The sequence below is a fragment of the Longimicrobiaceae bacterium genome, from assembly GCA_036375715.1.
GTDB lineage: Bacteria > Gemmatimonadota > Gemmatimonadetes > Longimicrobiales > Longimicrobiaceae > DASVBS01.
Genome location: DASVBS010000047.1, coordinates 19,600 through 45,067, shown reverse-complemented (window position 1 = coordinate 45,067; position 25,468 = coordinate 19,600). Strand labels below are relative to the sequence as shown.

The 25,468-nt window shown below is 67.4% G+C and carries 26 protein-coding genes; 11 read left to right on the top strand and 15 right to left on the bottom strand.

Going from position 1 to position 25,468, the window contains the following annotated elements:
- The first annotated feature begins 142 nt into the window (after nucleotides 1-142).
- The 7 genes from VF167_09305 (at nucleotide 143) to VF167_09275 (ending at nucleotide 7,914) form a co-directional block, all read left to right on the top strand.
- The gene (locus VF167_09305) at nucleotides 143-1,105 is read left to right on the top strand and encodes an acetyl-CoA carboxylase carboxyltransferase subunit alpha (GenBank protein HEX6925617.1); all 963 of its coding nucleotides are present in this window, start codon (nucleotides 143-145) and stop codon (nucleotides 1,103-1,105) included.
- Between the two features lie 72 nt (nucleotides 1,106-1,177).
- A complete protein-coding gene (gene ricT / locus VF167_09300; GenBank protein HEX6925616.1) occupies nucleotides 1,178-2,161 on the top strand; it encodes a regulatory iron-sulfur-containing complex subunit RicT in 984 nt (327 codons plus the stop codon).
- A gap of 139 nt (nucleotides 2,162-2,300) precedes the next feature.
- On the top strand, nucleotides 2,301-3,812 hold the full coding sequence (gene metG / locus VF167_09295; GenBank protein HEX6925615.1) for a methionine--tRNA ligase: 1,512 nt from the start codon (nucleotides 2,301-2,303) through the stop codon (nucleotides 3,810-3,812).
- Between the two features lie 300 nt (nucleotides 3,813-4,112).
- Entirely contained in the window at nucleotides 4,113-5,024 is a 912-nt protein-coding gene (locus VF167_09290; protein ID HEX6925614.1) for a M23 family metallopeptidase, read from the top strand.
- A gap of 198 nt (nucleotides 5,025-5,222) precedes the next feature.
- On the top strand, nucleotides 5,223-6,431 hold the full coding sequence (locus VF167_09285) for a hypothetical protein (protein ID HEX6925613.1): 1,209 nt from the start codon (nucleotides 5,223-5,225) through the stop codon (nucleotides 6,429-6,431).
- Nucleotides 6,428-7,651 (top strand): hypothetical protein, encoded by a 1,224-nt coding sequence (locus VF167_09280; protein HEX6925612.1) that lies wholly within the window; start codon nucleotides 6,428-6,430, stop codon nucleotides 7,649-7,651. The genes VF167_09285 and VF167_09280 overlap by 4 nt, the downstream gene beginning before the upstream one ends.
- Nucleotides 7,652-7,665: 14 nt before the next feature.
- Nucleotides 7,666-7,914, top strand: coding sequence for a YggT family protein (locus VF167_09275; GenBank protein ID HEX6925611.1), 249 nt, complete (start codon nucleotides 7,666-7,668; stop codon nucleotides 7,912-7,914).
- Between the two features lie 61 nt (nucleotides 7,915-7,975).
- Here the strand turns inward: VF167_09275 and VF167_09270 are convergent, their stop codons facing one another.
- The 5 genes from VF167_09270 to VF167_09250 form a co-directional block, all read right to left on the bottom strand.
- Nucleotides 7,976-8,566: a LemA family protein gene (locus VF167_09270; GenBank protein ID HEX6925610.1), complete on the bottom strand. Its 591-nt coding sequence runs from the start codon at nucleotides 8,564-8,566 to the stop codon at nucleotides 7,976-7,978.
- Between the two features lie 125 nt (nucleotides 8,567-8,691).
- On the bottom strand, nucleotides 8,692-9,783 hold the full coding sequence (locus VF167_09265) for a transglycosylase SLT domain-containing protein (protein ID HEX6925609.1): 1,092 nt from the start codon (nucleotides 9,781-9,783) through the stop codon (nucleotides 8,692-8,694).
- 109 nt (nucleotides 9,784-9,892) lie between these two features.
- On the bottom strand, nucleotides 9,893-11,425 hold the full coding sequence (locus VF167_09260) for a phospholipase D-like domain-containing protein (GenBank protein HEX6925608.1): 1,533 nt from the start codon (nucleotides 11,423-11,425) through the stop codon (nucleotides 9,893-9,895).
- A gap of 57 nt (nucleotides 11,426-11,482) precedes the next feature.
- On the bottom strand, nucleotides 11,483-12,373 hold the full coding sequence (locus VF167_09255; protein ID HEX6925607.1) for a fructosamine kinase family protein: 891 nt from the start codon (nucleotides 12,371-12,373) through the stop codon (nucleotides 11,483-11,485).
- Entirely contained in the window at nucleotides 12,370-12,864 is a 495-nt protein-coding gene (locus VF167_09250) for a low molecular weight protein-tyrosine-phosphatase (GenBank protein HEX6925606.1), read from the bottom strand. Before VF167_09250 ends, VF167_09255 begins: the two co-directional genes overlap by 4 nt.
- A gap of 130 nt (nucleotides 12,865-12,994) precedes the next feature.
- On the opposite strand from VF167_09250, the gene VF167_09245 reads away from it, so the two are divergent.
- A complete protein-coding gene (locus VF167_09245) occupies nucleotides 12,995-14,506 on the top strand; it encodes a hypothetical protein (GenBank protein HEX6925605.1) in 1,512 nt (503 codons plus the stop codon).
- Between the two features lie 13 nt (nucleotides 14,507-14,519).
- On the opposite strand, the gene VF167_09240 is transcribed toward VF167_09245, so the two are convergent.
- The 8 genes from VF167_09240 to VF167_09205 all read right to left on the bottom strand — a co-directional run bounded on the left by VF167_09240 (nucleotide 14,520) and on the right by VF167_09205 (nucleotide 20,116).
- Nucleotides 14,520-14,762 carry a hypothetical protein gene (locus VF167_09240; protein ID HEX6925604.1) on the bottom strand — a complete coding sequence of 81 codons (243 nt, stop codon included), beginning with the start codon at nucleotides 14,760-14,762 and terminating at the stop codon, nucleotides 14,520-14,522.
- A 137-nt stretch (nucleotides 14,763-14,899) separates the two neighbouring features.
- The gene (locus VF167_09235) at nucleotides 14,900-15,193 is read right to left on the bottom strand and encodes a hypothetical protein (GenBank protein HEX6925603.1); all 294 of its coding nucleotides are present in this window, start codon (nucleotides 15,191-15,193) and stop codon (nucleotides 14,900-14,902) included.
- 142 nt (nucleotides 15,194-15,335) lie between these two features.
- Nucleotides 15,336-16,697, bottom strand: a complete 1,362-nt coding sequence (lysC, locus tag VF167_09230; GenBank protein ID HEX6925602.1) for a lysine-sensitive aspartokinase 3 — start codon at nucleotides 16,695-16,697, stop codon at nucleotides 15,336-15,338.
- A gap of 19 nt (nucleotides 16,698-16,716) precedes the next feature.
- Complete coding sequence (cysK, locus tag VF167_09225) at nucleotides 16,717-17,634, bottom strand: cysteine synthase A (GenBank protein ID HEX6925601.1); 918 nt, start codon at nucleotides 17,632-17,634, stop codon at nucleotides 16,717-16,719.
- On the bottom strand, nucleotides 17,631-18,068 hold the full coding sequence (locus VF167_09220) for an OsmC family protein (GenBank protein HEX6925600.1): 438 nt from the start codon (nucleotides 18,066-18,068) through the stop codon (nucleotides 17,631-17,633). The genes cysK and VF167_09220 overlap by 4 nt, the downstream gene beginning before the upstream one ends.
- 52 nt (nucleotides 18,069-18,120) lie before the next feature.
- Nucleotides 18,121-18,303: a hypothetical protein gene (locus VF167_09215; GenBank protein ID HEX6925599.1), complete on the bottom strand. Its 183-nt coding sequence runs from the start codon at nucleotides 18,301-18,303 to the stop codon at nucleotides 18,121-18,123.
- A gap of 83 nt (nucleotides 18,304-18,386) precedes the next feature.
- The gene (locus VF167_09210; protein ID HEX6925598.1) at nucleotides 18,387-19,202 is read right to left on the bottom strand and encodes an inositol monophosphatase family protein; all 816 of its coding nucleotides are present in this window, start codon (nucleotides 19,200-19,202) and stop codon (nucleotides 18,387-18,389) included.
- The gene (locus VF167_09205; protein HEX6925597.1) at nucleotides 19,199-20,116 is read right to left on the bottom strand and encodes a DMT family transporter; all 918 of its coding nucleotides are present in this window, start codon (nucleotides 20,114-20,116) and stop codon (nucleotides 19,199-19,201) included. The genes VF167_09210 and VF167_09205 overlap by 4 nt, the downstream gene beginning before the upstream one ends.
- A 188-nt stretch (nucleotides 20,117-20,304) precedes the next feature.
- Here VF167_09205 and VF167_09200 point away from each other — a divergent pair, with 188 nt between their 5' ends.
- The 3 genes from VF167_09200 to VF167_09190 are packed head-to-tail and all read left to right on the top strand — an operon-like array spanning nucleotide 20,305 to nucleotide 23,211.
- Nucleotides 20,305-21,864, top strand: a complete 1,560-nt coding sequence (locus tag VF167_09200; protein ID HEX6925596.1) for a peptide MFS transporter — start codon at nucleotides 20,305-20,307, stop codon at nucleotides 21,862-21,864.
- A gap of 3 nt (nucleotides 21,865-21,867) precedes the next feature.
- On the top strand, nucleotides 21,868-22,239 hold the full coding sequence (locus VF167_09195; GenBank protein HEX6925595.1) for a GntR family transcriptional regulator: 372 nt from the start codon (nucleotides 21,868-21,870) through the stop codon (nucleotides 22,237-22,239).
- A gap of 15 nt (nucleotides 22,240-22,254) precedes the next feature.
- On the top strand, nucleotides 22,255-23,211 hold the full coding sequence (locus VF167_09190) for a slipin family protein (protein HEX6925594.1): 957 nt from the start codon (nucleotides 22,255-22,257) through the stop codon (nucleotides 23,209-23,211).
- Nucleotides 23,212-23,235: 24 nt separating this feature from the next.
- Here the strand turns inward: VF167_09190 and deoC are convergent, their stop codons facing one another.
- A complete protein-coding gene (gene deoC / locus VF167_09185) occupies nucleotides 23,236-24,126 on the bottom strand; it encodes a deoxyribose-phosphate aldolase (protein HEX6925593.1) in 891 nt (296 codons plus the stop codon).
- Nucleotides 24,127-24,309: 183 nt separating this feature from the next.
- Nucleotides 24,310-25,320, bottom strand: a complete 1,011-nt coding sequence (locus tag VF167_09180) for a hypothetical protein (protein ID HEX6925592.1) — start codon at nucleotides 25,318-25,320, stop codon at nucleotides 24,310-24,312.
- Between the last annotated feature and the right edge of the window lie 148 nt (nucleotides 25,321-25,468).

Here is a 25,468-nt window from a genome sequence, read left to right as displayed (position 1 = left end):
CCCACGATCGAAAGACGGGCGTGAGATGACAGGCGACCCGGGACGGCAGGAGGGGGGCCGGGACGACCAGCGGCCGCTGGGTCCGGGGCACGGAGCTCCCGCCCAGGTGACCTAACCAGACTCCTTCAGCTCAGAAGTTATTGTGGCAACCGTTGCCCATCTTGATTTCGAGAAGGCCATCGCCGAGGTCGAGCAGCAGATCGAACGACTGCAAGACCTCGCTCGGGAGCGCGGGCTGGACGTTTCGGCGGAGCTGCGCTCCCTCGAGCGCAAGCTGCACTCGCTGAAGCGCGACGTCTACCGCAAGCTGACGCCGCTCGAGCGCGTGATGGTCGCCCGTCATCCGTCGCGTCCCTACACGCTGGATTTCGTCGCGCGCGCCTTCACCGATTGGGTCGAGCTGCACGGTGATCGGGGCTTCCGCGACGACGGGTCCATCGTGGGCGGATGGGCGCGCCTCGAGGGCGAATCGGTCATGCTCATCGGCCATCAGAAGGGCCGTGACATGAACGAAAACCTGCGGCGCAACTTCGGGATGGCCCACCCGGAGGGATATCGCAAGGCCCTCCGGTTGATGAAGCTCGCGGAGAAATTCCGTCGCCCGGTGATCACGATGATCGACACCATGGGCGCCTATCCCGGCATCGGCGCGGAGGAGCGTGGCCAGGCCGAGGCCATCGCCCGCAACCTGCGCGCGATGGCGGCCTTGCGCGTGCCCACGATCAGCGTGGTGATCGGCGAGGGCGGCTCCGGTGGGGCGCTCGGCATCGGGGTGACGGACCGGATTCTCATGCTGGAGAATAGCGTCTACTCCGTCATCTCCCCCGAGGGCTGCGCGGCCATTCTCTGGAAGTCCAACAGCGAGCGCGACAAGGCCGCGGCCGCGCTGAAGATCACCGCGCCCGACCTTGCTCAGCTCGGCGTGATCGACGAAATCGTGCCGGAACCTGCGGGCGGCGCGCACTCGGACTGGGATCGTACCGCCGAGAACCTCCGCGAGGCACTCGTCCGCCACCTGGGTGAGCTGCAGTCGCTCTCCCTGGAAGAGTTGCTGGAGAAGCGTCGCGCGAAGTACCTCGCCATGGGCGAGTGGCACGCTGCCTGACCGCTGTTGGTTCACCCTCCGCGACCCGGGGACCCTGTCTCCGCGCGTCGTTTCGATACATGGAAGGTATTCATGCTCCCACTTCCCGTGATCCCGTCGGCTCCGCCGGCCGCCGATGGTCCGTATGTCGTCGAGGTAGGGTTCAAGGGGAATCGGCGAGACTTCTTCCTGACCACTGATCCCGAACTGTCCGTCGGCGATTACGTGATCGTCGACGTCGAACGAGGCCAGGACCTCGGGCGGATCCGTTCCGTGGGAGGGATCGCCGCGCGCAAGTGCAGCTCCTGCCATCCTGCTGAAAATGGGGACGCCAGCCCTCCTCCCGAGCGAAGAGTCGCGCGCCGAGCGGAGCCGGAGGACTTGCAGAAGCTCATGGTGCTGCGTGCCGACGAGGAGCGCGTGCGCCGTAAGGCACGCGAGATGGTTGAGCAGCACAACCTCAAGATGAAGGTCACCGAGACCGAATGGCAGTGGGATCGCAACAAGCTGATCCTGTATTTCACTGCCGAGCGGCGGGTGGATTTCCGACAGCTCGTCCGCGACCTCGCACGGACCTTCCGCACGCGCATCGAGCTGAAGCAGATCGGGGTGCGCGACGAGGCGGCTCTGCTCGGCGGAGTCGGCCGATGTGGCAGAGAGCTCTGTTGCTCCACCTGGCTCCGGGAGATCAAGCCGATCTCGCTGCAGCTCGCCAAGGACCAGAATCTCTCGCTGAATCCCGCCCAGATCTCCGGCACCTGCGGCCGGTTGATGTGCTGCCTCACCTACGAGCACGACGCCTACCTCGCCGCACGCAAACGCTTCCCGCGCGAGGGGAAGGTCCTGCACACTACCCACGGCCCGGAGAAGGTGATCGGTATCGACATCTGGCGGGACCTCGTCACCTTGATGGACGAGCAGCGCCAGCGTCGGACCGTCGGCCTCGCTCAGCTTCGAGCCGAGATGGCCGCCGTGCCGCGGGAGGAGCCCGTGCCCGCCCCTCGCACCGAGGAGAAGATCATCTCCGTGCCGGACGGGCAGAAGGACGCGAAGCGGCGCAGGCGCCGGAGACGATAGCAGCCGGAATCCGGGAGTCCGGGGTCGGAATGGCTGTTTCGGGGTAACCCCCGTAGATTGCGACGGCGGCGCGGATGCCACGTGGCAGACGGCCATTTCGACTTGCGACTCCTGGATTCCGACTTTTTCAGTATTGCTCGTGAGCACCGACACCTTCTACATCACGACCGCCATCGACTACGCCAACGGCCCTCCCCACCTCGGGCATGCGCTCGAGAAGGTGGGAGCCGACGCGATCGCCCGTTATCAGCGGCTGAAGGGCATTCCCGTGCACTTCGTGATCGGGATGGACGAACACGGGCAGAAGGTAGCGCAGACGGCGGCAGCAAACGGTGTCTCACCCCAGGAGTGGGTCGACGGAATCGCCGACGCGTTCCGAGCCGCCTGGGCGAAGCTGCACATCTCCTACGACGACTTCATACGCACCACCGAGGACCGGCACCGCGACGCGGTGGTCGAGATCATCAATCGGATGGAGGCCGCGGGCGACCTGTACCGAGGCACCTACGCCGGCTACTACTGCGTCGGCTGCGAGGCGTACAAGAGCGCCGACGAGCTGGTCGACGGTCGCTGTCCCGAGCATCCGACCCGCGAGATCCAGTGGATGGAGGAGGACGACTGGTTCTTCCGCCTCTCGCGCTACCGTGAGCCGCTGTTGAAGCTGGTCGAGGAAACCGACTTCGTTCGGCCCGAGTCGCGCCGCAACGAGGTGCGGCGGATGATCGAAGAGATCAAGGACATCTCGGTCTCCCGATCCTCGCTGGCGTGGGGGATCCGCTGGCCCGGCGACCCGGAGCACGCGGTCTACGTCTGGATCGACGCGCTGACCAACTATCTCTCGGCGACGGGATTCCCGAACCCGGGCTACGAGCGCCTCTGGCCCGCCGATCTCCACGTGATCGGCAAGGACATCGTGCGCTTCCACTGCGTCTACTGGCCCGCCATGCTGATGTCAGCAGGGGTCGCGACACCCCGCCAGGTCTGGGGGCACGGGTGGATGACGCTGGGCGGCGGCAAGATCTCCAAGTCCGCGGGCGTTTCGTTCACCCTGGACGAGGCGATCGGCCGCTACGGGCCGGATGCGCTGCGCTATTTCATCCTTCGGGAGATCCCCTGGGACGGGGATGGCAGCTTCACCTGGGAGCGCTTCGACGAGCGCTATACCTCGGAGCTCGCGAACGACCTCGGCAACCTCGCTAGCCGCACCATCTCGATGGTGCTGAAATACCGCGAAGGGGTGATCCCTGAGTCGGGCGGCACGCAGCTGGACCGCGCCATCGAGGCGGCGGTTGCCCAGTATCGCGAAAAGATGGACGCCTACCTCCTACACGAGGGGGCCGCGGCTGCACTTGGCCTTGTGTCCACCGCCAATGCGTTCGTCGGCGAGCAGGCGCCCTGGAAGCTCGCGAAGGATCCGGATCGCGGTGACGCGCTGGACGCGGTGCTCGGGGCGCTGGCGCGCGCGCTCTCGATCAGCGCGGTGCTCCTCAGTCCCTACCTTCCGACCAAGGCCCTCGAGCTCTGGCGGCAGCTGGGCGGCCCCGAACAGCTCCCGCGACTGGACGACCTCGCCTCGCTGCAGCCGACCGGATGGAAGGTGCAGAAGGGTGACGTGCTCTTCCCACGGCCGGACCTCGCCCCTTCCTCCTGACATCTTGCAAAGGCCCGCACCTCTGGCAGGATGCAACAGGGCGGGCCGCTTCCCTTCCCCGAGAGTTCCCTCTTAACCGACTGCCGCAGAAGGGGTTGCGCACATGCGCAACCCCCGGCCATGGGCTTGCACTTGCCCCACCCCGCGCTTTTCGAGGAGTGTCGCCCTTTCGCCGCGCGCGAAGGCAGCGTGACCCCTCTGCCCAGGCAACCATGAAGCGGCTCAGGCGGCAATCTGGACCGCTTCCATCATCTCTTCCATCGGCAGTCCGCGGCTATGGCGCGCACCAGGTGGACCCTGATGCTCGTTCCTTACGACAGCGAGCGCGTAAGGACCTTCCATGTCACCAGCTCCGCGGTGCGGGCGGGCATCTCTCTCGTGCTCGTGACCGCACTGCTCCTCAGCACCTTCACCGTCGGGTTCTTCATCCGGCAGGACCGGCACTTGGAGGCCGGGCGGCTGAAGCGCGAGAACGAGCTGCTCGCCGCCGAGGTCGACCAGATCCGCGACGAGATGCAGACGCTCGCCGCCGCACTGGATTCGCTCTCGCGGAACAACGCAACCTTCCGCGCGATCGCCGGACTGCCACCGATCGACCAGGACGTTCAGCGCGTAGGCATCGGCGGCCCTGGCACACCCACTCTGGAGGGCTCGGAGATCTACCAGCTGAACCAGGAGGTGGGCGGCAAGGTCTTCGCCGCGTCCTACGACCTCCAGACCCTGGTCCGCCGGGCGAACCTGCTTCGCTCGAGTCTCGGCGAGGCCATCGGGGCCCTGCGCGAGAACACCGAACGGCTGGCGGCAACGCCTTCTATTGCGCCCGCCGATGGACACCTTTCCAGCCTTTTTTCACCCAATCGACGCCATCCGATCCTCCGGATCAGCCGCCCCCACCGCGGGATCGACATCGCCGCCTCGGTCGGGGAGCCCATCCTTGCCCCGGCCAACGGAGTCGTGCGGTACGCCGGGCACCGAAGCGGCGGGTACGGCAACACCGTGGAGATCGATCACGGCTTCGGTTATCGCACTCGCTTCGCTCACGCTTCCCGCATCCTGGTGCGCGCCGGTCAGCGGGTGGAGCGAGGACAGGTGATCGCCGAGGTGGGCGCCACCGGGCTGGTCAGCGGACCGCATCTGCACTACGAGGTGGAGGTGAACGGCAAGCAGGTGGATCCCCTCAATTTCATCATCAGCGACGCCATTCCGGACTGAGGGATCGCTGCCGACAAGCAGTCCAGAAAGGGTCGTCCGGGCGCTCCGGGCGGCCCCTTTGCGCTTTTTCCGCCCCTGGAACTCACTCCCCCCGCGGGGTATCTTACGGCCCCTGTGAGGGCTGCGTGCGATCGATGGTGGCCGTGCCGGCCCGAGGTGCAACCGAACTCCGGCAGCTCGGACCCGACGACTGGTATATTGCGTAAACTCGCGCGCGACAACCTGTTCGGTGCCTTTCTCGGAGGCCTCCTGCTGGCGCTCCCTGCGCAGGCGCAGGAGAGCGCCGAACCCTTCTTCGCGGTACACCGGCAGCCCGCCATCCCGCTGGTTTCGTTGCGCATGTCGCTCCTCGTCGACGACCCTCCTGGACTCGCGGGGGCCGGGCATCTGCTCCAGCACATCCGCTACCCCAGCCTCGAGGCGCAGGCGCAGGTGGTAGGTGCCAAGGTCCGTGTGGAGCGCACCAGCGACGCCATCGTCTACACGGTCACCGGGCCGACTGTCGAGCTCCCCTACCTCGCCGCCATCCTCCGCTCGGCCCTCGAACCCCCCGTAGCAGGCGCCGGAGCCCGATTATCCGCGGAGCGCGAGCTGACCGAGGAACGGCTGGCGGAATGGGAGACCGCGGACAAACACCTCCGCTCAACGCTGCGAGCCCACCTCTTCCCGGCGGACCTCTCCGCCGCGGGAACCCCCGCTTCCGCGGAGCGGCTCTCCGAGGAGCCCCTGGACGAGCTGTGGGCGAGACTCTACCGGCCCGATCGCCTGGCGATCCTGGCCGTCGGTGACGTCTCCCTCGAGGACGTGAGACGCGAATTCGCCGACCTCCCCGCCGCACCGGATGTAGAGAGCAGCGGTGCCCGCTTGGACACCGCTTTCCTTGGCCCGCTGGCGCCCGCGGAGGCTACGCGGGGGTGGTTCGGGGTGGGCTATCCGATCGATGACCTTCCGGCGGCGGCGGTGAGCGTCACTGCTCGTCTGCTCGCCGATCTGCTCCAGGCGCAGCTACCCTCGTCCGAGGTGTGGGGGGAGCACTGGTGGACCCATTACGGGCAAGCTCTCGTCCTGATGGTGGCGGCTCCCACCTCGGCGCTCCGCGGCGCGCCCGAGCGCTTGAGAGAAGCTCCGGCCGAGCTCGCCGCCGATCTCACCGAAGCGCGGGTGTCCGACGCCGCCCGCGCCCTTCGCCACGACATGCTCTTCTATTCACGAACTCCCGATCGGATGGCCGAGGTGGTGGGCCGGTTCATCGATCGAGGAGGCGACGCAGAGTCGGCGCAACGCTTCTACGCGGAGCTCGCCGATGTCGGGGTGAGTGACGTCAGGGAGGTGCTGGAGAGCCTCGACGAGGCGGGCGCCGTGCGAGCCGAGATTCCGCCGCAGAATCTGGAGGCCACCCGCAGATGAGAGCCACGGCAAGGGAGTTCCGACGCCCTGCCTTGCTGGGCTGCATCGCCGCAATGTTGGTGGCTTCCGGTGCCACGGCGCAGGAGCGGATCGCGGTGGTGCCAGAGGCGGGCAGCCCGGTGGTCGCCACCGAGGTGCTGGTGCTCGCGGGTCCCGCCGACGAGCCGGAGGGGAAGGAAGGTATCGTTTATCTGGCGGGGCGGTCTGTCGTGGCGCCGATACAGCCCTTGTTGGACTCGCTGGGCGCGCGCCTGGCGATCGAGCCACACAAGGACGCGATCTCCTTCACCCTCACTGCCGCGCCCGACGTCTGGGAGGAAGCCACACGCGCCCTCTTCGTTTCCCTCTTTCGCGATCCTCCCCAGCGCGCCATCGTCGAGCGCGAGAGGGAGACGGTCCTCAACGAGCTTCTGAGCAGGCAATCCAACCCCGCAGACGCGGCAAGCCGGGCGGCCGATGAGGCGTTTTTCGGCTCGGAGCATCCCTGGGGGCGGCCAACAGTCGGGACCCCCTCCAGCGTGCGGGAGCTCACCGTCCAGGACGTGGACGACATCCTCCGGGACGCCTTCACGTCGGACCGCGTGGTCGTGGCGGTCGTGGGGCCGGTCGATCCGGATAGCGTACGCGATCACCTGCTCCAGTTCGTGAATCCCGCCGGCCGTTTGACCGTAGAGGTGGAACCGATCCTGTCCGCGCGATCGCCGGTTCGGCGGAACTACAACTCCATCACCACCTGGATCTCGGTCAGCTACCGCTTCCCGGTGAGTGCCGATCTGGAGGCCATACGCTTCCTGGCCCAACTGGCGCTGGACGAACTGGAGTTCTCCCCCGTGCGGCGCTCCGTGTTCAACGCGCGGGCGGAAATCTCGCCACGCATCACCGGGGGGGAGCTACGCTTCCAGCTGGTCACCCCACCAGAGGAGGCCGACGCGTGGGCGGAGCGGATCCTCGAGGTGGTCGAGGAGGTCGCACACGAGCCGATGCTCGAGGACCGGTTCGAGGCACGGCTGCGGAGATATCGGGGTGAACGGCTGCATTCGCTCGCGGCCCCGGAGGAACGGGCGCGAGAGCTCGCCCGCGAGCTGCTGGTCTACGGCGAAGCGAGCGGTCTGGCGGCGGGAATAGAGGAGATGACGGTGGAGCGGCTGAGGGCGGCGGTCGGGCGGCTGAGTGACCCGATCGTGCTGTTCCTGGGGCCTTTCCAGGACGAAACCGGCTGAACGGGAGAGCGTGGATGATCGTGCTGACGCTGTTGTACTATGCCCTCGAGCTGTTGAAGTGGTTGATAATCGCACGAGCGCTGATGTCCTGGTTCGTTTCCCCCTACTCGGACAACGTGGCGGTGCGCTTCGTCCGGCAGGTCACTGACCCCATCCTTCGCCCGCTGAGCGAGGTCATCCCGCCGCTCGGTGGCGTGGACATCACCCCGCTGATCGCCTTCTTCGCGATCCACCTGACCCAGGTGATGCTGATGAGGCTATGAGACCGAGGGCAGGGCGCTCCCTGGTGGGCGCCTCCCTGCCCTCGCGTCAGTCATCCTCCCGCTATCCTCCGAAATCCACCACCGGCACTTCCTCGCTCCCGGGCGGGGCCTCGTAGGGCTCCTTGCGCTCCGCCCCGATCACACGGGCGGTGATCGCCTGCGGGAACTGGCGTATGTAGGTGTTGTAGGCGCGTACCGCCTCGTTGTAGTCTCGGCGCGCAACGCTGATCCGGTTCTCGCTCTCCGCGAGCTGGTCCTGGAGCGCCATGAAGTTCTGCTGCGCGCGTAGCTGTGGGTAGGCCTCGACCGCGACCTGGATAAAGGCACGCAACTGACCGTTCAGCTGCCCCTCGGCCGCCGCCATCTGCTCGACATCTCCGCTCTGCACCGCCTGTTGCAACGCCTGCTGCGCCTGCGTCAGCTGCCCGGCGCGAGCTTGCGCGACTTCCGTGTACGTCCCTCGCTCGAACTCAGCCGCCCCCTGAACGGTTGCCACCAGGTTCGGGATCAGCGAGTTCCGGTTGGTGAGCTCCACGCCGATGTTTGATTTGAGCTCTTCCGTACGCTCGTCGAGTTCCTGAATGCGGTTGTATCCGCAGCCCGAAAGCGTCACTCCAATCAGCATGAGGCCCGCGACACGTCGCAAGCGCATTGATCCACTCCTCGATCAGGGGGGTCAAGAGAAATGCGGAACCGGGAAGCCAGGGTAGTCGCACCCCCGAGCCCGACTCCGCACAACGTCGGCTTCATTGTCTACGCCGCGAGAGGCAGCAGGTTTCAGACCGGAAGGCGCAGGATCTGCCCGGGACGAACCACCGAATCCTCAGCCAACCCGTTCGCCTGCCGCAGCGCGGCAACGCTGACGCCGTGCCGGCGGGCAATGAGCGTGAGCGACTCCCCCTGCCTGACCTCGTGCGTGCGCACGCGGGCCGCCTGCGACTTCGCACCTCCAGTCGCCGCGGCATAACGCTGCGCGGCCCCATCCGGCACGATCACCGGGTAATCCGGCCCCGGCGGCGTCATGGATTTCACCAGGTGGGGATTGAGGGAGCGGAGGTTCTCCACGTCGACGTCCATTTCGCCGGCGAGAGTGGAGAGGGCGGTGCCGCCCGGTACGGAGATGGTGTCGGTGGGTAGAGGAAGCCAGCGCTCGACCTGCTCGATGCCGTACTTGTGCGGCTCTTTCCCGACGATCGCGGCGGCGAAGATGAGCGGCACGTATTCGCGAGTGTCGGCCGGCAAACGGCGCCGGATACGCCAGAAATCGGCTTCCACCCCCCGCTCGGCTCCGGTCACCTCGCGCATTGCCTGCGCGACCCGTGCCGCGCCCGTGTTGTAGGCGGCCGCAGCGAGATTCCAGGCGCCGAACTCCTCATACAGGTCCTCCAGGTAGCGGATCGCGGCCTCGGTCGAGCGCTCCGGATGCCGGCGCTCGTCCACGTAGGCGTCGACCCGCAGCCCGTAGTCTCGGGCCGTACCCGGCATGAACTGCCAGAGCCCCACGGCGCTCGCACGGGAGCGGGCGTTGGGATTGAACCCGGACTCGATCATGGAGAGATAGACGAGGTCCTCAGGCAGACCCCGCTCGCGGAGCTTGGACCGGATCATCCCCTCGTATCGACCGGCGCGCTTCAGATAGAGCGCCATGCGGTCGGATTGCTCATCCCGGAAGAGCGAGACGAAGCGATCAACCGAAGAGTTGGGAACGATGGGGAGGTCGAAGCGGACGGGGGGAACGGTGAGGGTCCGGACGGCAGCGATGACCAACTCCGGCGAACTGCCGGCGTCGCTCGAGCTCGACGCGACAATGCCGAGACCAAGGACCACCCCGAGCGACACCGACAGGGAGAATGCGGACCGAAGTTCCATGTAGTTGCCCCATGGAAGGATCTTGGGCCGTGCGCGAACGCCACCCTGTCGGCGCATGCGCAGAACGCAAAGCTGAGCTGAGTACCCTCCGCGATCCCCCGGCGTTCCGCTAGCCCTTGCGGCGCCCCGGCCAGGCGCGGAAGACGCTGCCGATCCCCAGCCAGAACAGAAGGAACGAAAGCGGCCAGGCAAGCAGCCGCGGGGCTACGATGCCCAACACCGCCAGCCCCAGGGTACCGGCGGCGATCATCAGGATCCAGCCTCGATCCTCCCGACCGACCTGCCGCTGTCCCACCAGAGCACGACCGAGCACCGAGCTGGCCCGCGCCACCCGCCCGAGCACCCGGCCGAGGCGCCGCCCTCGCGGCGCCCGCTCGCGCGCCGAGCGCGCGGCTTCCACCTCGCGCCGGTTCGGCTCCGCCGTCTGCTCCAGCACCGGCTCGCGGTACACGAAGCGCTTTCCCAACGACCCACCCTCCACCGACCGGACCCGCAGCTCCACCGACGACTGCATGTCCTGGATGAACAGGTCCTCCATCTCCGCGGCCACCTGCCGATCCAGGATGGCCACGTCCAGCTCCCAGTTGCCGAGGAGGCTGGCCAGGTTGAGGTTGCTGGAACCGACCCGCGACCAGATGCCGTCCGCCACAGCGGTCTTCGCGTGGATCATGGGCCCCTCCCACTCGAACAGACGCACCCCTGCCTCCAGCAGGGGCCGGTAGCCGGCACGGGAGAAGCCCCCCACGATGGGCCAGTTGTTGTACGCCGGAACGATGATCCGGACGTCTACCCCGTCTCGCGCCGCCGCGGCGAATGCCTCGGTCATCGCCGGGGGCGTTACGAAGTAAGGATCGGTGATCCAGAGCCGTCGCTCCACCCCCACCGCGACGAACTGCGAAAGCCGGTAGATTCGCGACCGCCCCGGCTCCCCCTCCACCACCCGCACGGCCACGTCCCCGGCGCGCGGCACCTCGTCCGGATCGGGGATCTCGTCCGCCGGGAGGGGCTCCCCCGCCACGGACCAGGTGCGCGCGAAGGCGCGGTCGATCGCGGCGGCCACGGGGCCGCGGAACTCCACTCCGGTGTCGCGCCACGGCGGAATTCCGCGCGCCACGTCCCCCCGCCACTCGTCGCCGATGCACATCCCCGCGACGGAGGCGTACGTACCGTCCACCGCGATCACCTTACGATGATCTCGCCGCAGGAAGTTCAGCGGGTCGCGCAGGCCCATCGGCGCGAAAGCGCGGACGTCCACCCCGGCCTCGATGAATGGCTTCCAGAAGCGCCTGGGCGTGGCCCAGCATCCCACGGCGTCGTAGAGCACCCGTACCCGAACGCCCTCGGCGGCGCGCTTTATCAGCGCCTCACGGAAGAGACGTCCCGTCGAATCGTCGCGGATGATGTAGTTCTCGAGGTGAATCCACTTCTCCGCGCGCGCGATGGCCGCGAGCCACGCGTCGAACGCGACGGGACCATCGACCAGAATGCGGGCGGTATTGCCGCGGATCAGCGGGGCGTCGGAAGCGCGAACCATCGCGCGCTCCGCCTGTCGTGCGAGCGCGCGGGCCAGCATGACCCTTCCGGCGGGTGGCGCCGGGGCGTCGACCTCCGTCGACACCTCGTCGACCGACGGACCGATCACTGCTGAGTACTCCGACTGAGGAGGGGAGGACAGCCTGGCCCCCGCTCCGCTCCCGGATCAGGTAGAAGCCAGGACGGCGTTGAGGCTTGCCGCAGTGCGGGCAACATAAGCATCGCCGAACAGATTGACGTGCACAAGGAGATAATAGAGCTGATAGATGGCCCTCCGGTGTTCACGGTAGCCAGGGAGGAGCGGACGTCGCCGGTCGTACTCCTCGTAGAAAGTCCGTGTCGGCCCGCCGAAGAGCTCGGACATGGCGAGGTCGACCTCGCGATGTCCGCGGTAGGGGGCGGGATCGACGATCGCAGGCTCGCCCGAGGCAGTCGCAAGGATGTTGCCGCCCCAGAGATCCCCGTGCAGGAGTGACGGGCCGTCCACCTCCGCGGGAGCGAGCAAGCGGGGCAGCCGCTCGAACAACCGCTCCCACCCGTCGTCTCCGCCGGGCACCCACCCGTTACGCCGCGCGAGCTCGAGCTGGGGGGCGAGACGGCGCCTCTGCCAGAAGTCGGACCAGCTTTCCGTAGGAGTGTTATCCTGCGCCAGGGTCCCGATGTAGCCGTTCCACTCCGCCCCCCACCCTCCCTCGAGAGGGGTGTGCAGCTCACAGAGCCCCTCGGCCAGCCGGTGGGCGAAGTCCCTGCCGGGGCGGCCGGGCTCCAGCCACTCCATCACGATCCAGCCATAGGGAGACTCCGCGTCGGCGTCCGCGTACGCCACCACCTCGGGGACGCGCAGCCGCGACGTCGCCGCACGTAGCTGCCGCAGACCCTGGGCTTCCGTCGCGAAGAAGCTTTCGGGGGTTCGCCGGCCGTACTTGAGGAAGAGCTCGCTGTCGCCAGCATGGATGTGCACAGCCGGGTTGATGCAACCTCCGCCTACCGGCCCGAGCTCGATGACCGAGCCGAGACGCGCCTCTACCGCTTCACGAACAAGCGGCGGGAGACTCATCGCACCGCCTCGTGCTGTGCCAGCAGATGATCGAGGAGCGCGGCGCAGGAGCGCTCCACCATGTCGTGCACCTCCTCGAAGCCACGAGCCCCACCGTAGTAGGGGTCGGGCACGTCCAGCCCTCCAGGCTCAGGATCCCATTCCCGTAGGCGGTGCACACGCGCGCTGCCGCGGACGATCGAGTGCAGACGCTCGACGTAGGCGAGGTTGTCGGAGTCCATTACCACGATGTAATCGAACTCCTTCACGTCGCGATCCATTATCGGCCGGCTCACCCCGGTGACGGTGACGCCACGCGCGCGGGCGGTTGCCACGGCGCGCCGATCCGGCGGATCGCCGGCATGGTACCCCGATGTCCCCGCGGAATCGATCTCGAACATGTCCTCCACGCCCCGCTCGCGGGCCTGGTGACGGAAGACGGCCTCAGCCAGCGGGGAGCGGCAGATATTCCCCATGCAGACGAATAGCACACGAATCCGGCGTTGATCCATTTCGTTCTCTTCCTGGAGGTGCGGGCCGCGGTGAACGATTTGCTTGTGTTCAGGTGCCGTTGCGCGACATTGTCATACAGTCCTCGGTCATGCTGTTCTCGCCCCACAAAACCCCGTCTCCCGCCTTCCCATGCGACCGCAGCCGACTGTTCTTGCCCTCGCCGCGGCCCTCGTGGCATGCGCGCTTCCCGCCGACGCGCAGAACCTGGGTCCCTTCGAAGGTACCACCGACGTAGGACAGGCCCAGCCGGGCGCGACGACGTATGATCCGGAGGAGCAGAGCTTCCTGATCGCCGGATCGGGCGCGAACATGTGGGCCGACCGGGACGAGTTCCACTTCGCCTGGAAGCGTATGCGCGGCGACTTCATCCTGCGCACGCGCGCCCACCTCGTGGGCGACGGCGTCGATCCGCATCGCAAGATGGGCTGGACGGTCCGACCCTCGCTCGACCCGGAATCGGCGCACGTGACCGCCGCCGTCCACGGCGACGGGCTCACCGCGCTGCAGTTCAGAAGAACCCCCGGCGGCCAGACTGAGGAGGTGGCTTTGTCTGTCCGCGCGGCCGACATCATTCAGCTGGAGCGGCGGGGTAGCCGCTTCATCATGTCGGTGGCGCAGATGGGCGCGACCTTCGTCCGCGAGGAGATCGCCGACGTGGACCTGGGCGACGAGGTCTACGTCGGCCTCTTCGTCTGCGCCCACAATCCGGAGGTCGTCGAGCAAGCGACCTTCCGTGACGTCCGCATCATCATTCCTCCCGCGGAGGACTACACGCCCTACCGGGACTACCTCGGGGCAAACCTGGAGATCCTCGACCTCGAAACCCGGTCGCGTCGTATCATCTACAGATCGCCTAAGGCGCTGCAGGCGCCCAACTGGACACCGGACGGAGCGGCCCTGATCTACAATGTGGACGGTCGGATCTACCGGTTCGATCTCGCGACGGGGGAATCCCGAGTCATCGACACCGGGGAGATCATCCGCAACAACAACGACCACGTCATCTCCTTCGACGGCACGATGCTCGGCATCAGCAGCGCGAGTCCGGAAGGAGAGTCTTCCGTGATCTATACCGTCCCCATACAGGGCGGTGTTCCTCGGCGGGTGACCGCAAACGGCCCCTCTTACCTGCATGGGTGGTCTCCGGACGGGAAATATCTCGTCTACACGGGGGGACGCGACGGCGAGTTCGACGTGTATCGCGCCGCCAGCGAGGGGGGTGAAGAGATTCGCCTGACCACGGCGGAGGGACTGGACGACGGGCCGGAATACACGCCGGACGGGGAGTGGATCTACTTCAACTCCAGCCGTACGGGGAAGATGCAGATCTGGCGCATGCGGCCCGACGGAAGCGACCAGCAGCAGGTCACGGACGACGAATACAACAACTGGTTCCCGCACATTTCACCGGATGGCCGGTGGATCGTCTTCCTCTCCTACGGACCGGAGATCGAAGCGGACGACCATCCCTGGTACAAGCAGGTCTACCTTCGCCTGATGCCGATCGAAGGAGGCGCTGCGGAGGTGATCGCGTACGTATACGGGGGCCAGGGCACCATCAACGTGCCTTCCTGGTCGCCGGACGGCCGACGGATCGCCTTCGTCTCGAACTCGGCGATGCCGGAGGCGCCCGAGAATTAGAGGCGCGGAAGGGCTATTGAAGCTCTCGGTCCCACTCGCCCAGCTCGCGCGGAATGCCGCGACGACGGAGAGTGGCCTGGCTGGCGGTGGGCGCCTTCATGAGGTACCGGACCAGCACGGGAGTGCGAACCCATTCCCGCTCCGCCCATTCTTCCGTCCAGGCCTCGTCCGTCTCGGGGATGTACATGAGGCGGCAGATCCGGTCGTCGAGGGCGCGGGGACCGATGAGGATGCGAGGAGTTGCGCGAGAAGGCATCAGGGCTCCTTCTGGCTCAGAGCTGCGGAGGACAGGCAGACCGCGTACGGGACAGCGCACGCGGGCTTACCTCTGTTTCATATCGGCAGGCGGGGGGTTGCACTTTAATCGCGACCCGCAGTCGCGGGTCAGCGGGATCATTCGTCTTCCCGGAGGTTGTACTCGAGCGTGGCGTCGTCGATGATCCGCTCGGCCAGTCGAATACAGCCGCCGGCCGAAGCGCTCCCACATACCAGCGGGATGAAGCGGCTCCAGTTGCGGCCGTCCTCCTCCGGCTCGGCAAGCCGACGGATCGGGCCGACGAGCTTGCAGCCGTGGCAGTGCCCATATCCCTCCAGGCGCTGGTTGAGGAGCCGGAGCAAGTGCTCCGGGCTGACCAGCTTCCGCTGTCTGGGAGAACGTCCCTCCGCTCCCTCGTCGAGCACGCTCATTCCCGCCCCCGGTTCGGGGCAGAGCGCTTCGTCGGGGTCGTGTCTGTGCCGTGTTTTTCAAACATGATCATCGAACTCGAATGGCGCAACCCTCAGCGCTGTTGATGCTTCGCCATTTTGCGCCAACGCCGAACGGTGACCATTACGGGTTGCTGAAGAAGTGATGGTGCAGGCGCTCCACCACGTCGCCGACATCGGCTTCGGGTACCAGGAAGGTGAGGTTGATGCTGGAAGCGCCCTGCGAGATCACCGCGACATCCACGTCTTCCAGCGCGCCGAAGACGCGTGCGGCGATGCCTCGGGTGGAACGCAGTCCCTCACCGACGATGCAGACGATCGCCCGCCCCGGCTCCACACCCACCGTTCCGAGTCCCTCGAGCTCCGCGATGATGTCGGCAAGCGCGTGCGTGTCATCCAGGGAGAGCGAGACGCTCACTTCGGAGGTGGAGACCACGTCTACCGCGGTGCGGTGCTTGTCGAAGATCTCGAAGAGTGCCCGGAGGAAGCCGTACGCCCCCAGCATGCGCGCCGACGACACCTGGAGGATGGTGACTCCGGGCTTGTGGGCGATTGCCTTCACCCCACCGGGAGCGATGACCGGATCGTCGTCGATGAGGGTGCCGGGCTCGTTGGGGTGCCGTGAATTGCAGACTCGCACCGGGATTCCGCGCTCCACAGCCGGTTGGATCGTCTTGGGATGGAGGACGCGAGCCCCGAAATAGGCGAGCTCCGCCGCTTCGGCGTAGGAGAGGTGGGCGATCGGGCGCGCTTGCGGAACCACCCGGGGATCCGCGGTCAGGAAGCCCGTCACGTCGGTCCAGATCTGGATTTCGCGCGCGTCGAGCGCCGCCCCCACCAGCGACGCGGTGTAATCCGAGCCACCCCTACCGAGGGTGGTCGCCGCCCCGTTCATCGCCGAGCCGATGAACCCACCCATCACCGGCACGGACCCCTGCCGGAGCAGAGGCCCGAGGATGTTGCGGGTGTTCTCACCCGTGGGACCCGGGAGCGGGACCGCCCGGGTATGGTCGGCGGTGGTGATGATGCAGCGGCGGGCGTCCGCCAGCACTCCGGGGAGGTCGCGGCTCTGCAGCACACGGGTGACGAGCGCGGCCGAAAGCCTCTCGCCGTAGGAGGCGATCTCGTCCTGCAGTGGGAGGTAGGTGCCCGGATGCAGTGAGATCACCCGTAGCAGATCCGAGATTTCCAGCGCCGAATTGGCGACGATGCGGTCCATCTCCTCGGCGGCCTCGGGCGGAAGGAGCTCCGCCGCCAGGCTGGAATAGCGGCCTATCTGCCCCTCGAGCTCGGAAAAGGCTCGCCCGATCTCACCCCCCTGGGCCAGGCGGGTGCCCTGCAGGAGCGCGTCGGTCACCCCGCGAATCGCGGAGACCACCACCACGGGGTTCGCATCCAGCTGCCGCCGGACGATGTCCGCCAGGCGCTCCAGGGCCCCGGCATCGTCCACCGACGTGCCGCCGAACTTCAGTACAGTCGCCGTCATCTATGGATCACGAAATTGGTTACGATCGATCTTCCGGCTGATCGGAGAAGAGAGCCGTTGACAGGTAGCGTGCACCCGAATCCGGCGCAATAGTCACGATCCGGTGTCCGGGGCCGAGCTCGCGGGCGACTTGCAGGGCTGCCCAGACCATTGCCCCGCTACTCATCCCCACGAACAGCCCTTCCTCGCGTGCCAGGCGACGCGCCAGCGGGAAGGCGTCCTCCTCCCAGGCCTTCATCACGCGGTCCACCACCGCACGGTCGAGATTGTCCGGAATGAAGCCGGGGCCCATGCCCTGGAACTGGTGCTGTCCCCGCGGCTCGCCGTGCAGGACGGCTGAGCGGCCGGGCTCGACCAGGATTACCTGGGTGGAGGGATCGCGTTCCTTCAGACAACGCCCCACCCCGCTGATGGTCCCTCCGGTGCCGGATCCATAGACGAAGGCGTCGATGCGGTCGAGCGCGTCGCGGATTTCCGGGCCCGTGGTGCGGTAGTGGATCTCGGGGTTGGCGGGGTTGGAGAACTGGTTGGGCAGAAAGGCGCCGGACTCGTCCCGGATTCGCTCCGCCTCGGCGATCGCGGCGAGCATTCGCAATTCGGGGTCGGTCAGGACGAGCTCGGCGCCATAGGCGCGGAGCGTCCTGATGCGCTCCTCGCTCATGGTGGCCGGCATACACAGGATGAGGCGATAGCCGCGCGCCGCCGCGACCTGGGCGAGTCCGACGCCGGTGTTCCCAGAGGTCGGCTCGACGATCGTGCCACCAGGGCGCAGGACGCCGCGCCGCTCCGCGTCCACCACCATCGCGAGCGCAGTGCGATCCTTGATCGAGCCGCCGGGGTTCATGCCTTCCACCTTCACCCACACTTCCGCCATCCCCGGCTCCACCACCCGCTCCAGTCGGACCAGCGGCGTGTTGCCGATGTGGGCGTCGATCATCCCGAGGCGGGCTGGGGCGCTTCCACCTCCACCTCCCAGGAAATGTCGATGTCTTCCTTGAGGGAATGTACCACCGAGCAGTATTTCTGCACGGAAAGCTCGACTGCGCGGGCAACCTGCGACGAAGGTGAGTCGGTGGCAACCCGGAAGAGGAGCTGAATGGCGGTGAGCCGGCGCGGCGGCTGCGCAGCCCGCGCGAACCGAATGCGCACGTCCATGCGGCTCGGCGGGGTCCGTCGCTTATTGAGGATCTCGACCACGTCGATCCCGGAGCAGGCCACCAGCGCGATCACCACCGAGTCGACCGGCCCGGGTCCCTCCTCGCGATCCCCGTCCAGCAGGATGGTGGGGCCGCCGGGGCGACCGCCGCGGAAGCGCTGTCCTCCCTCCCACTCCACCTCGACCGGATAATCGACCCAGACCCCTTCGCTCATCTGACTATTCCTTCCAGCGCGGAACCGGCTACGCGGCCGCCGCGGCCTTCCCTCAGGAAGGTGGCTGCGGGTCGCGCGGCTTGGTCCGCCCCGTCGCGGTAATGATTCCGATGCCGATCAGCACGATGACCCCGACGGCGATCCAGATCGTCGGAGCACCGAGCAGGTAGGCGGCAATCGCTAGACCGATGATCAGGATGATATACCCGAGCAGGTACGTCTGAAAAGACGACATCGAGCGGCTCCTGGTGTTCGGTCCGAAATGAAGGCTGGTTGGAATGTTCGCGGATGCAGGGAGGGTGCCGTTCCAAACTCCCCCTACAGCCCCGCCCTCCCCACCTTCTCCTCCAACCACCCATGCACCTTCCCGTTCGTCGCAAGCACTCGCCCGGTTTGCAGAGGAGGCTCCGTGTCACCGGGCCAGCCGGTCACGCGGCCGCCGGCCTCGGTGACCAGCAGCAGGCCGCCGGCGACGTCCCACGCGGAGACACCGATCTCGAAGTAGCCCTCCAGCCGGCCCGCGGCGACGAAGGCACAGTCGAGCGCGGCGGATCCCGCGCGCCGCACGCCGTGCGAGCTCGCCACCATGTCGGCGACGAGCCGGAAGTACAGCTCGGGGTCTCCCTTTCCCGCCTTGAAGGGGAAGCCTGTCGCGTACAGCCCCGCAGGCCCCTCCGCCACTGCGCTGACCTGCAGCGGCCGCTCGTTGAGGTATGCGCCGCCCCCGCGCACGGCGTGGTAGACCTCGCCCAGGAAGGGAGCGTGGACCACACCCACCGCCAGCCCCTCCGTGTCGGCGAAAGCAATGGAGACGCACGCGAAAGGGTGCCCGTGCACGAAGTTGGTGGTGCCGTCCAGCGGATCGATGATCCAGGTGCGCTCTCCGTGCCTGAGCGCACCTGCCGAGCTCTCTTCAGCGACGAACCGGTCGCCGGGGAAGTGGCGCTTCAACCGCTCCAGGATGAGCCGCTCCGCCTGCTCGTCGACCTCCGTGACCAGGTCGGCCGCCCCCTGCTTCTCGCGGACCGTCGCGGGGGTGGCCGCACGCAGGAGCACTTGTGCCGCGTCCGCCGCCGCCTGCTTCGCGACCGTCAACTCGGCCGCGAAGGACACCGCCTCACCAGCCTCGATCATCCTCCCTCTCCTTTGAGAGCGACGCCGGGCGCCGTGGGCGCCACGGCCCGCGCGCGACGGCTCGCCAGAATCAGTGTGCTTCCCAGAATGATACTTGCCCCGGCGAGGACCCAGCCATCCGGCACCTCCCCGAAGACGACGGCGCCCCAGATGGCTGCGAAGACCACCTGGAGATACCCGATCGCCGTGGCCCGCCCGGCCGGCTCCAGCTGCAGACCACGGGTGAGATAGACCTGTCCGCCCTGCGCCGTGATACCGACCAGCAACAGGAAGGCCCACTCGCTCGGCGTGGGCCAGACCGGCTCCAGCAGCGTTCCCGGCAGCGATCCAGCAATCGACACGAGGGTAAAGTAGTAGACGATCACGAGTGGATGCTCGCTGCGGGCGAGCTGTCGCACGGTCACGTACGCGGCCGCGCTGAAGACCGATCCGAGTAGCACCACGCCCACCGCGAACAGATCCAGTCGCCCTGCCATCCCACCGAAGAGAAAGCCGGGGCGGGCGATGAGCGTCACTCCGACCAGACTGGCCAGGATCAGAGCCACCTCCCAGGCATCCACCCGCTCTCGCAGCAACCAGCCCGCGAGCAGCGCCGTCCAGACCGGATTGGTGTACTGGAGCACGGTGGCGTCCGCGAGCGGCAGACGGACGATGCCGTAGTAGAGGCAGCTCAGCGCCAGGAAGCCGAACATCCCGCGGAGGATCAACACGCCCGGTCGATGGCCCAAAGCCGGCACACCGGCGCGCCGCAACAGCGCGTAGGTGAAGGCTGCGTTGAGCGTCCCGCGAACCAGGACCACCTCCTGCGTAGGTATGCGCTGTCCCACGAGCTTCACGCCCAGGCTCATCACGCTGAAGAAGAGGGCACTCGCCGCCATGTAGCGGACGCCCGGAGACAGCCTGGAACCCATCATCGACCCACCATCCAGAATGCAAGAAGCCGCCTCGCACTCGACCCACGGCGACGCGGCGTTGAGAGCGAAATCCGCCCGGCTCCGCCCATCCCATCGGATGCGGTGCCGGCCATTGAGTTACGCTGGCAATGCGCATGCGTAAAGGCTAGATTCGCGCATCCCCAGCGTTCCACCAGAAACAATCTCCCATGGCGAAAACCCCCGCGGGCGAATTCACCTCCCACCCGGGTGCAAGCTCGGCGTCGGCTACCCTCGCCCCCCCTGGAAAAAGCTTCTTCGGCCACCCCTGGGGGCTGTCGACGCTCTTCTTCACCGAGATGTGGGAGCGCTTCTCCTACTACGGGTTGCGCGCCATCCTCATCCTCTTCATGGTCGCGCCGGTGGCGGAGGGAGGCCTCGGCTTCGAGGTCTCACGCGCGGCGGCCATCGTCGGCATCTACACGGCAGCCGTATACCTGATGGCACTCCCGGGCGGCTGGGTCGCCGACCGCATCATCGGCCAGCGGAAGGCGGTGCTGCTCGGTGGCATCGTCATCGCCTGCGGCCACTTCAGTATGGCCATTCCCAGGCTCGAGACCTTCTATCTCGGCCTGCTGCTCATCGTGCTGGGTACCGGGCTGCTGAAGCCGAACATCAGCGCCATGGTCGGCGACCTCTACCCGATCGAGGCCAGCGCTCGCCGCGATGCCGGGTTCTCCATCTTCTACATGGGGATCAACCTGGGCGCCTTCCTGGCGCCGCTGATCGTGGGCGGGTTGGGTGAGAAAGTCAACTGGCACCTCGGCTTCGGTGCGGCGGGAGTGGGGATGGTGCTGGGGTTGATCCAGTACGTGCTCGGCGGCAAGCACCTCGGCGAGGCCGGCCTTCACCCGGACGCCACGGAGGCGGAACGCTCCGCCAACCTGCGGAGGCTGCTGTTCGGACTGGTCGCCTTCGCGGCCGTGATCGCCGCGCTGCTCCTGATGGGCGTGTCGGTGGAACAGATCGCCGGGGCAGGCACCGCCGTCATCGTCGGCTCGACCGTGCTGTACTTCGGGTACGTCTTCCTCTGGGGCGGCCTCACCCGCGAGGAGAAGGGACGAGTGGCGGCCATCGGAGTGTTCTTCGTGGCCGCCGCCGTGTTCTGGGCCGGCTTCGAGCAGGCTTCGACCTCCCTAAACCTGGTGGCGGAGCAGCTCACCGACCGCAACCTTCTCGGCTGGGAGATGCCCGCCAGCTGGCTGCAGGCGATCAACCCACTCTTCATCATCAGCCTGGCGCCCGTCTTCGCCTGGCTGTGGATCTGGCTCGCGACGCGCAAACTCGAACCGTCCAGCCCACGCAAGTTCTCGGTGGGTTTGATCCTCCTGGGACTCGGCTTCCTCGTCGTCCTGGGCGGAACCGCCAGCGTGGCCTCCGGTTCGGTGCAGCGGATGAGCGTGATCTTCCTCATTCTCACCTACTTCCTGCACACCTGCGGCGAGCTGGCGCTGAGCCCGGTGGGGCTGAGCACGGTCACCAAGCTGTCGCCACACCGTATGGTCGGACAGATGATGGGGATCTGGTTCATGGCTGCATCGCTCGGAAACCTCCTCGCGGGGCTGCTGGCCGCGCAGATCGGCGCCGCCGAGGCGGAAGCCGCGGGCGAGATCAGCCCCGCCCTGGCAGTGGATGTCTTCATGCTGGTGGCAGGGGTCAGCATCGGTTTTGGGCTGCTGCTGCTGCTCGGCGGGGGCCTGGTGAAGCGCATGATGGGAGGGGTGAAGTAGCCGGTGTTCCACGTCGATCCCTCCGACCCGACGCCCATCGACCTCCAGCTGGCGCGTACCATTCGCTCGGCTGTCGCCGCCGGGCTCCTTGCGCCTGGCGACGAGCTGCCGACGGTTCGTCAGCTCTCAGTCGACCTCCGCGTGAACGCCAACACCATCGAACGGGCGCTGAGGGCGCTGCAGCGCGAGGGGATCATCGAGCTGCGTCGGGGCGTCGGCTACTTCGTCCGTGCCTCCCCCGAGGAGGTCGATCACGAGGTGGTGATACAGGAGCTCACCGCCCTCGAGGATTCCTTTCTGCGCGCCGCGGCCGAGCTCGGCTTCAATCTTGACGACGTAATCATCCACCTGGACAGTCGCCGCAGATCTCCCTGAACCCCGGCCCCTCCGATGCCCAGTACCGATCTCGTTCCCTTCCGCTCCAGCTTTCCCGAGGTGAATCCGGCCCGCCACATCAACCTGCTCACCGCGGGCGCGTTCGGTGTCCCGGTGGCGATAGGGACGCTGCTCGCGGTCTTCGGAGGCTGGTGGTTCGCGATGCTGCTGGGCTGGGTCGTGGGCATCCTGGGGGCGATGTCGCCGCGCGTGGCGCAGGAGTGGGAGCGAGCGGTGGTGCTTCGCTTCGGCCGCTATACCGGCCTCCGCGGCCCCGGCCCGTTCTGGGTGATCCCGTTTGTGGACTCCGTCGCGGCGTGGATCGACCAGCGTACCATCACCTCCAGCTTCGCCGCCGAGGAGACGCTCACCTCCGACGCCGTGCCGGTGAACGTCGACGCGGTGCTCTTCTGGACGGTCTACGACGCCGAGAAGGCCGCGCTGGAGGTTCAGGATTATCATCAGGCGGTGAGCTGGGCCGCGCAGACGGCGCTGCGCGACATTATCGGCCGGACCTCCCTGACCGACCTGCTGCGCGGACGGGAGCGCATCGAGGAGGAGCTGAAGGCGCTGATCGATGAGCGCTCCACCCCCTGGGGGGTCTCAGTGCATGCCGTGGAGATGCGCGACATCGTCATCCCCGCCTCTCTGCAAGACGCGATGTCGCGCGAGGCGCAAGCGTCGCGGGAGAAGCAGGCGCGCATCATCCTGGGCGAAGCGGAGGTGGAGATCGCGCGGATGTTCGAGCACGCGGCAGAGGCCTACCGCGACAACCCGGTCGCCATGCAGCTTCGCGCGATGAACATCCTCTATGAAGGCCTGAAGCAGAAGGGCGGGATGATGGTGGTGCCGAGCAGCATCGTCGATTCGGTGGGGCCGCACGGGGTGATGGGAATTGCCGCGCTGGCCCGCCAGCAGGCGGAGGAGCCGCCCGCCTCACCGAAGAAAGAGGACAAGAAGGAGAAGCGCTGAGTGCCCCCTCCTCTCACGCTCGATTCACGTTCGTTCCGCCAGTGAGGACAACCGTAGGCGAATCGAATCCAGCAGGGCACTTGCTCCCAGGCGGAAGCGCTCCGGGCGGACCGATTTCTCCCCGAGCGTCTCCTCGACCAGCCGCATCCAGGCCAGCGCCTGTTCCGGCGTGCGGATGCCCCCAGCGGGCTTGAAGCCCACCTCCCTTTCCGTCCGCTCGCGGTAGGCCGCGATCTCGCGAAGCATCACCAAACCGGCCGGATAGGTCGCGTTCACCGCCTCCTTTCCGGTCGACGTCTTGATGAAGTCCGCGCCGGCCTGCATGCAGAGCCGCGCCGTGCGCGCCACGTTATCCAGCGAGCGTAGCTCGCCCGTCGCCAGGATCACCTTCAGCAGTGCAGGGCCGCTCGCTTCGCGGAAGGCCCTCACCTCTTCGTAGAGCTCCCCCCACGCTCCGGTGAGCACCAGGGAGCGGTTGATCACGACGTCGATCTCCTGCGCCCCGGCCTGCACGGAGCTCCGGATCTCCTCGATGCGGGCAGAGAGCGGCGAGAGACCAGCGGGGAATCCGGCTGCGGCCACGGCCACCGGAATGCCGCTCCCCTCGAGCGCGTCGAGCGCGACGCGAAGGAAGTAGGGATAGACGCAGACCGCGGCCACACGAGCTGCGGGCTCGGGAACGCCCAGCCGCTCTCGCAGCACTGCCGGCAGGGGCTCACGGGCCACGGCGCACAGCTCGCGGACCGTGGAGGGTGTATCGTCCGCCGCCAGGGTGGTGAGGTCGATGCAGCGGAGTGCCCGCATTAGCTGCTGAACTTCGTCGGATGCGGCGCTGACCCGGGAGGTCGCCCTCGATTCCATGTCGTCGCCCACGGTCCGCTCCACCTCGGCAGGATCCGCGTGCCCGGCCAGCACCCACTCCCGACCGAAAGGCTCACCCGGGTTTGCCGGTGTGCGGCCACTTCCGGAAGCCGGACCAGGGCTGGATACCGGAGCGGACTTAGATGCTGGATCAGCGCCGACGGGAGGGCGGGCACCGCTCATGAAGGCGCGCTTTCCATGTGGGAAAGGGGCTGACGAAAAAGAAGCCCCCGCCGATCAGGCAGGGGCGGCCACCGCGCTCTCGAGCTGCATGCGCCAGCGAGCGAGCCGCGATGCCACCGAGCGCGTGCTGGGTGTTCGCGGCGTCGGGGAGAGCGAAACCAGAGCCGGGCGCTGGAAGCTGCGCCACCTGCGGGTGCCGAGTTGATCCCCGAGGTCGCGCGAGATCGCGTGAAGACGCGCCTGTGCGTGGTCGCGCTGCGAGGCGTCGCCCACCGCCAGGGCGAGGAGCAGCGCCTCGCGCACCGCGAGCCGGTCACCGACCGAGGCGAAGAGGTCGGCGAGCTGGTGCGCGACCCGGGCGCGGTCCACCGGGTCGACGTAGCGAACCGCGGCGATGGAGAGGTCTCGCGCCGCCCCTGCCCGGTCCCCGGCGGCCCGCCTCAGCCGGGCGCGCTCCTCCAGCGCCACAGCGGCAGCGTCGAAGTCGCGCGCTCGAATCGATTCACGCAGGACGGCCGCCAGGCGGGGAAATGGATCAGGAGAGACAACTGCCTCACCGATCGACGCCAGGCGGCCGATGGCTCCGCTCGCCCTGTCCAGCTCGCGCGCCCGGCGATAGAGCTCGAGTGCCCGGTCGTGCCGGGCCTGCTTGCGCGCGATGCGTCCAGCGTGCAGGGCCACCGCGGCGCTGTGGGGAGCGAAGACGAGCGCGAGGTTGATGACCGCTTCCGCCTCGGGCAGACGCCGCGTGACCTCCAGCTCGTACGCGTAGTCGACCAGCAGATCGGCGATCAGGGCCGCGGTCCCCGGCGCGGCAGGGCTCCCTTCGAGCAGGAGGAGACGCAGCAGCAGAGCGCGCTCCGCGCCGGCCGGAAGGGCTTCCACCTCCTGCCGGGCGCGACGCGCCACGAAGCCCCCCGACTCACATCCATAAAGCGAGCATTCGAGGCTGCGCAGCACGAGCGCCACCGCCGCGGCACGCTGCCGCCGCGCGCCGCGATTTATTTCGGAGATCCGCTGCAGCTCACCTGCAGCGTCCTGCATCGCCTGGGAGAGACCGTTCATCCGCGAGGTTGAGAATTGTTCTCAACCAGGATAGCGCTTGTTCAGCCTCCCGTCAATCCACCGACAGGGACAAGGAGACACAGGGACAAGCAGACAAGGAGACAGGGAGGCAGGGAGGGTAACAACAAGATGAGCCGGATTACCGGTC

Coding starts and splice junctions, on each gene's coding strand:
- VF167_09255 (HEX6925607.1), bottom strand. CDS start 12,373: ATGAGTCTCCCGCCGCTTGTTCGTGAAGCGGTAGAGGCGCGTCTCGGC.
- VF167_09220 (HEX6925600.1), bottom strand. CDS start 18,068: ATGAGCGAAGGGGTCTGGGTCGATTATCCGGTCGAGGTGGAGTGGGAG.
- VF167_09250 (HEX6925606.1), bottom strand. CDS start 12,864: ATGGATCAACGCCGGATTCGTGTGCTATTCGTCTGCATGGGGAATATC.
- lysC (HEX6925602.1), bottom strand. CDS start 16,697: ATGACGGCGACTGTACTGAAGTTCGGCGGCACGTCGGTGGACGATGCC.
- cysK (HEX6925601.1), bottom strand. CDS start 17,634: ATGATCGACGCCCACATCGGCAACACGCCGCTGGTCCGACTGGAGCGG.
- VF167_09245 (HEX6925605.1), top strand. CDS start 12,995: ATGCGACCGCAGCCGACTGTTCTTGCCCTCGCCGCGGCCCTCGTGGCA.
- ricT (HEX6925616.1), top strand. CDS start 1,178: ATGCTCCCACTTCCCGTGATCCCGTCGGCTCCGCCGGCCGCCGATGGT.
- VF167_09190 (HEX6925594.1), top strand. CDS start 22,255: ATGCCCAGTACCGATCTCGTTCCCTTCCGCTCCAGCTTTCCCGAGGTG.
- VF167_09290 (HEX6925614.1), top strand. CDS start 4,113: ATGCTCGTTCCTTACGACAGCGAGCGCGTAAGGACCTTCCATGTCACC.
- VF167_09210 (HEX6925598.1), bottom strand. CDS start 19,202: ATGATCGAGGCTGGTGAGGCGGTGTCCTTCGCGGCCGAGTTGACGGTC.
- VF167_09280 (HEX6925612.1), top strand. CDS start 6,428: ATGAGAGCCACGGCAAGGGAGTTCCGACGCCCTGCCTTGCTGGGCTGC.
- VF167_09205 (HEX6925597.1), bottom strand. CDS start 20,116: ATGATGGGTTCCAGGCTGTCTCCGGGCGTCCGCTACATGGCGGCGAGT.
- VF167_09275 (HEX6925611.1), top strand. CDS start 7,666: ATGATCGTGCTGACGCTGTTGTACTATGCCCTCGAGCTGTTGAAGTGG.
- VF167_09200 (HEX6925596.1), top strand. CDS start 20,305: ATGGCGAAAACCCCCGCGGGCGAATTCACCTCCCACCCGGGTGCAAGC.
- VF167_09235 (HEX6925603.1), bottom strand. CDS start 15,193: ATGAGCGTGCTCGACGAGGGAGCGGAGGGACGTTCTCCCAGACAGCGG.
- VF167_09180 (HEX6925592.1), bottom strand. CDS start 25,320: ATGAACGGTCTCTCCCAGGCGATGCAGGACGCTGCAGGTGAGCTGCAG.
- VF167_09215 (HEX6925599.1), bottom strand. CDS start 18,303: ATGTCGTCTTTTCAGACGTACCTGCTCGGGTATATCATCCTGATCATC.
- VF167_09270 (HEX6925610.1), bottom strand. CDS start 8,566: ATGCGCTTGCGACGTGTCGCGGGCCTCATGCTGATTGGAGTGACGCTT.
- VF167_09240 (HEX6925604.1), bottom strand. CDS start 14,762: ATGCCTTCTCGCGCAACTCCTCGCATCCTCATCGGTCCCCGCGCCCTC.
- VF167_09265 (HEX6925609.1), bottom strand. CDS start 9,783: ATGGAACTTCGGTCCGCATTCTCCCTGTCGGTGTCGCTCGGGGTGGTC.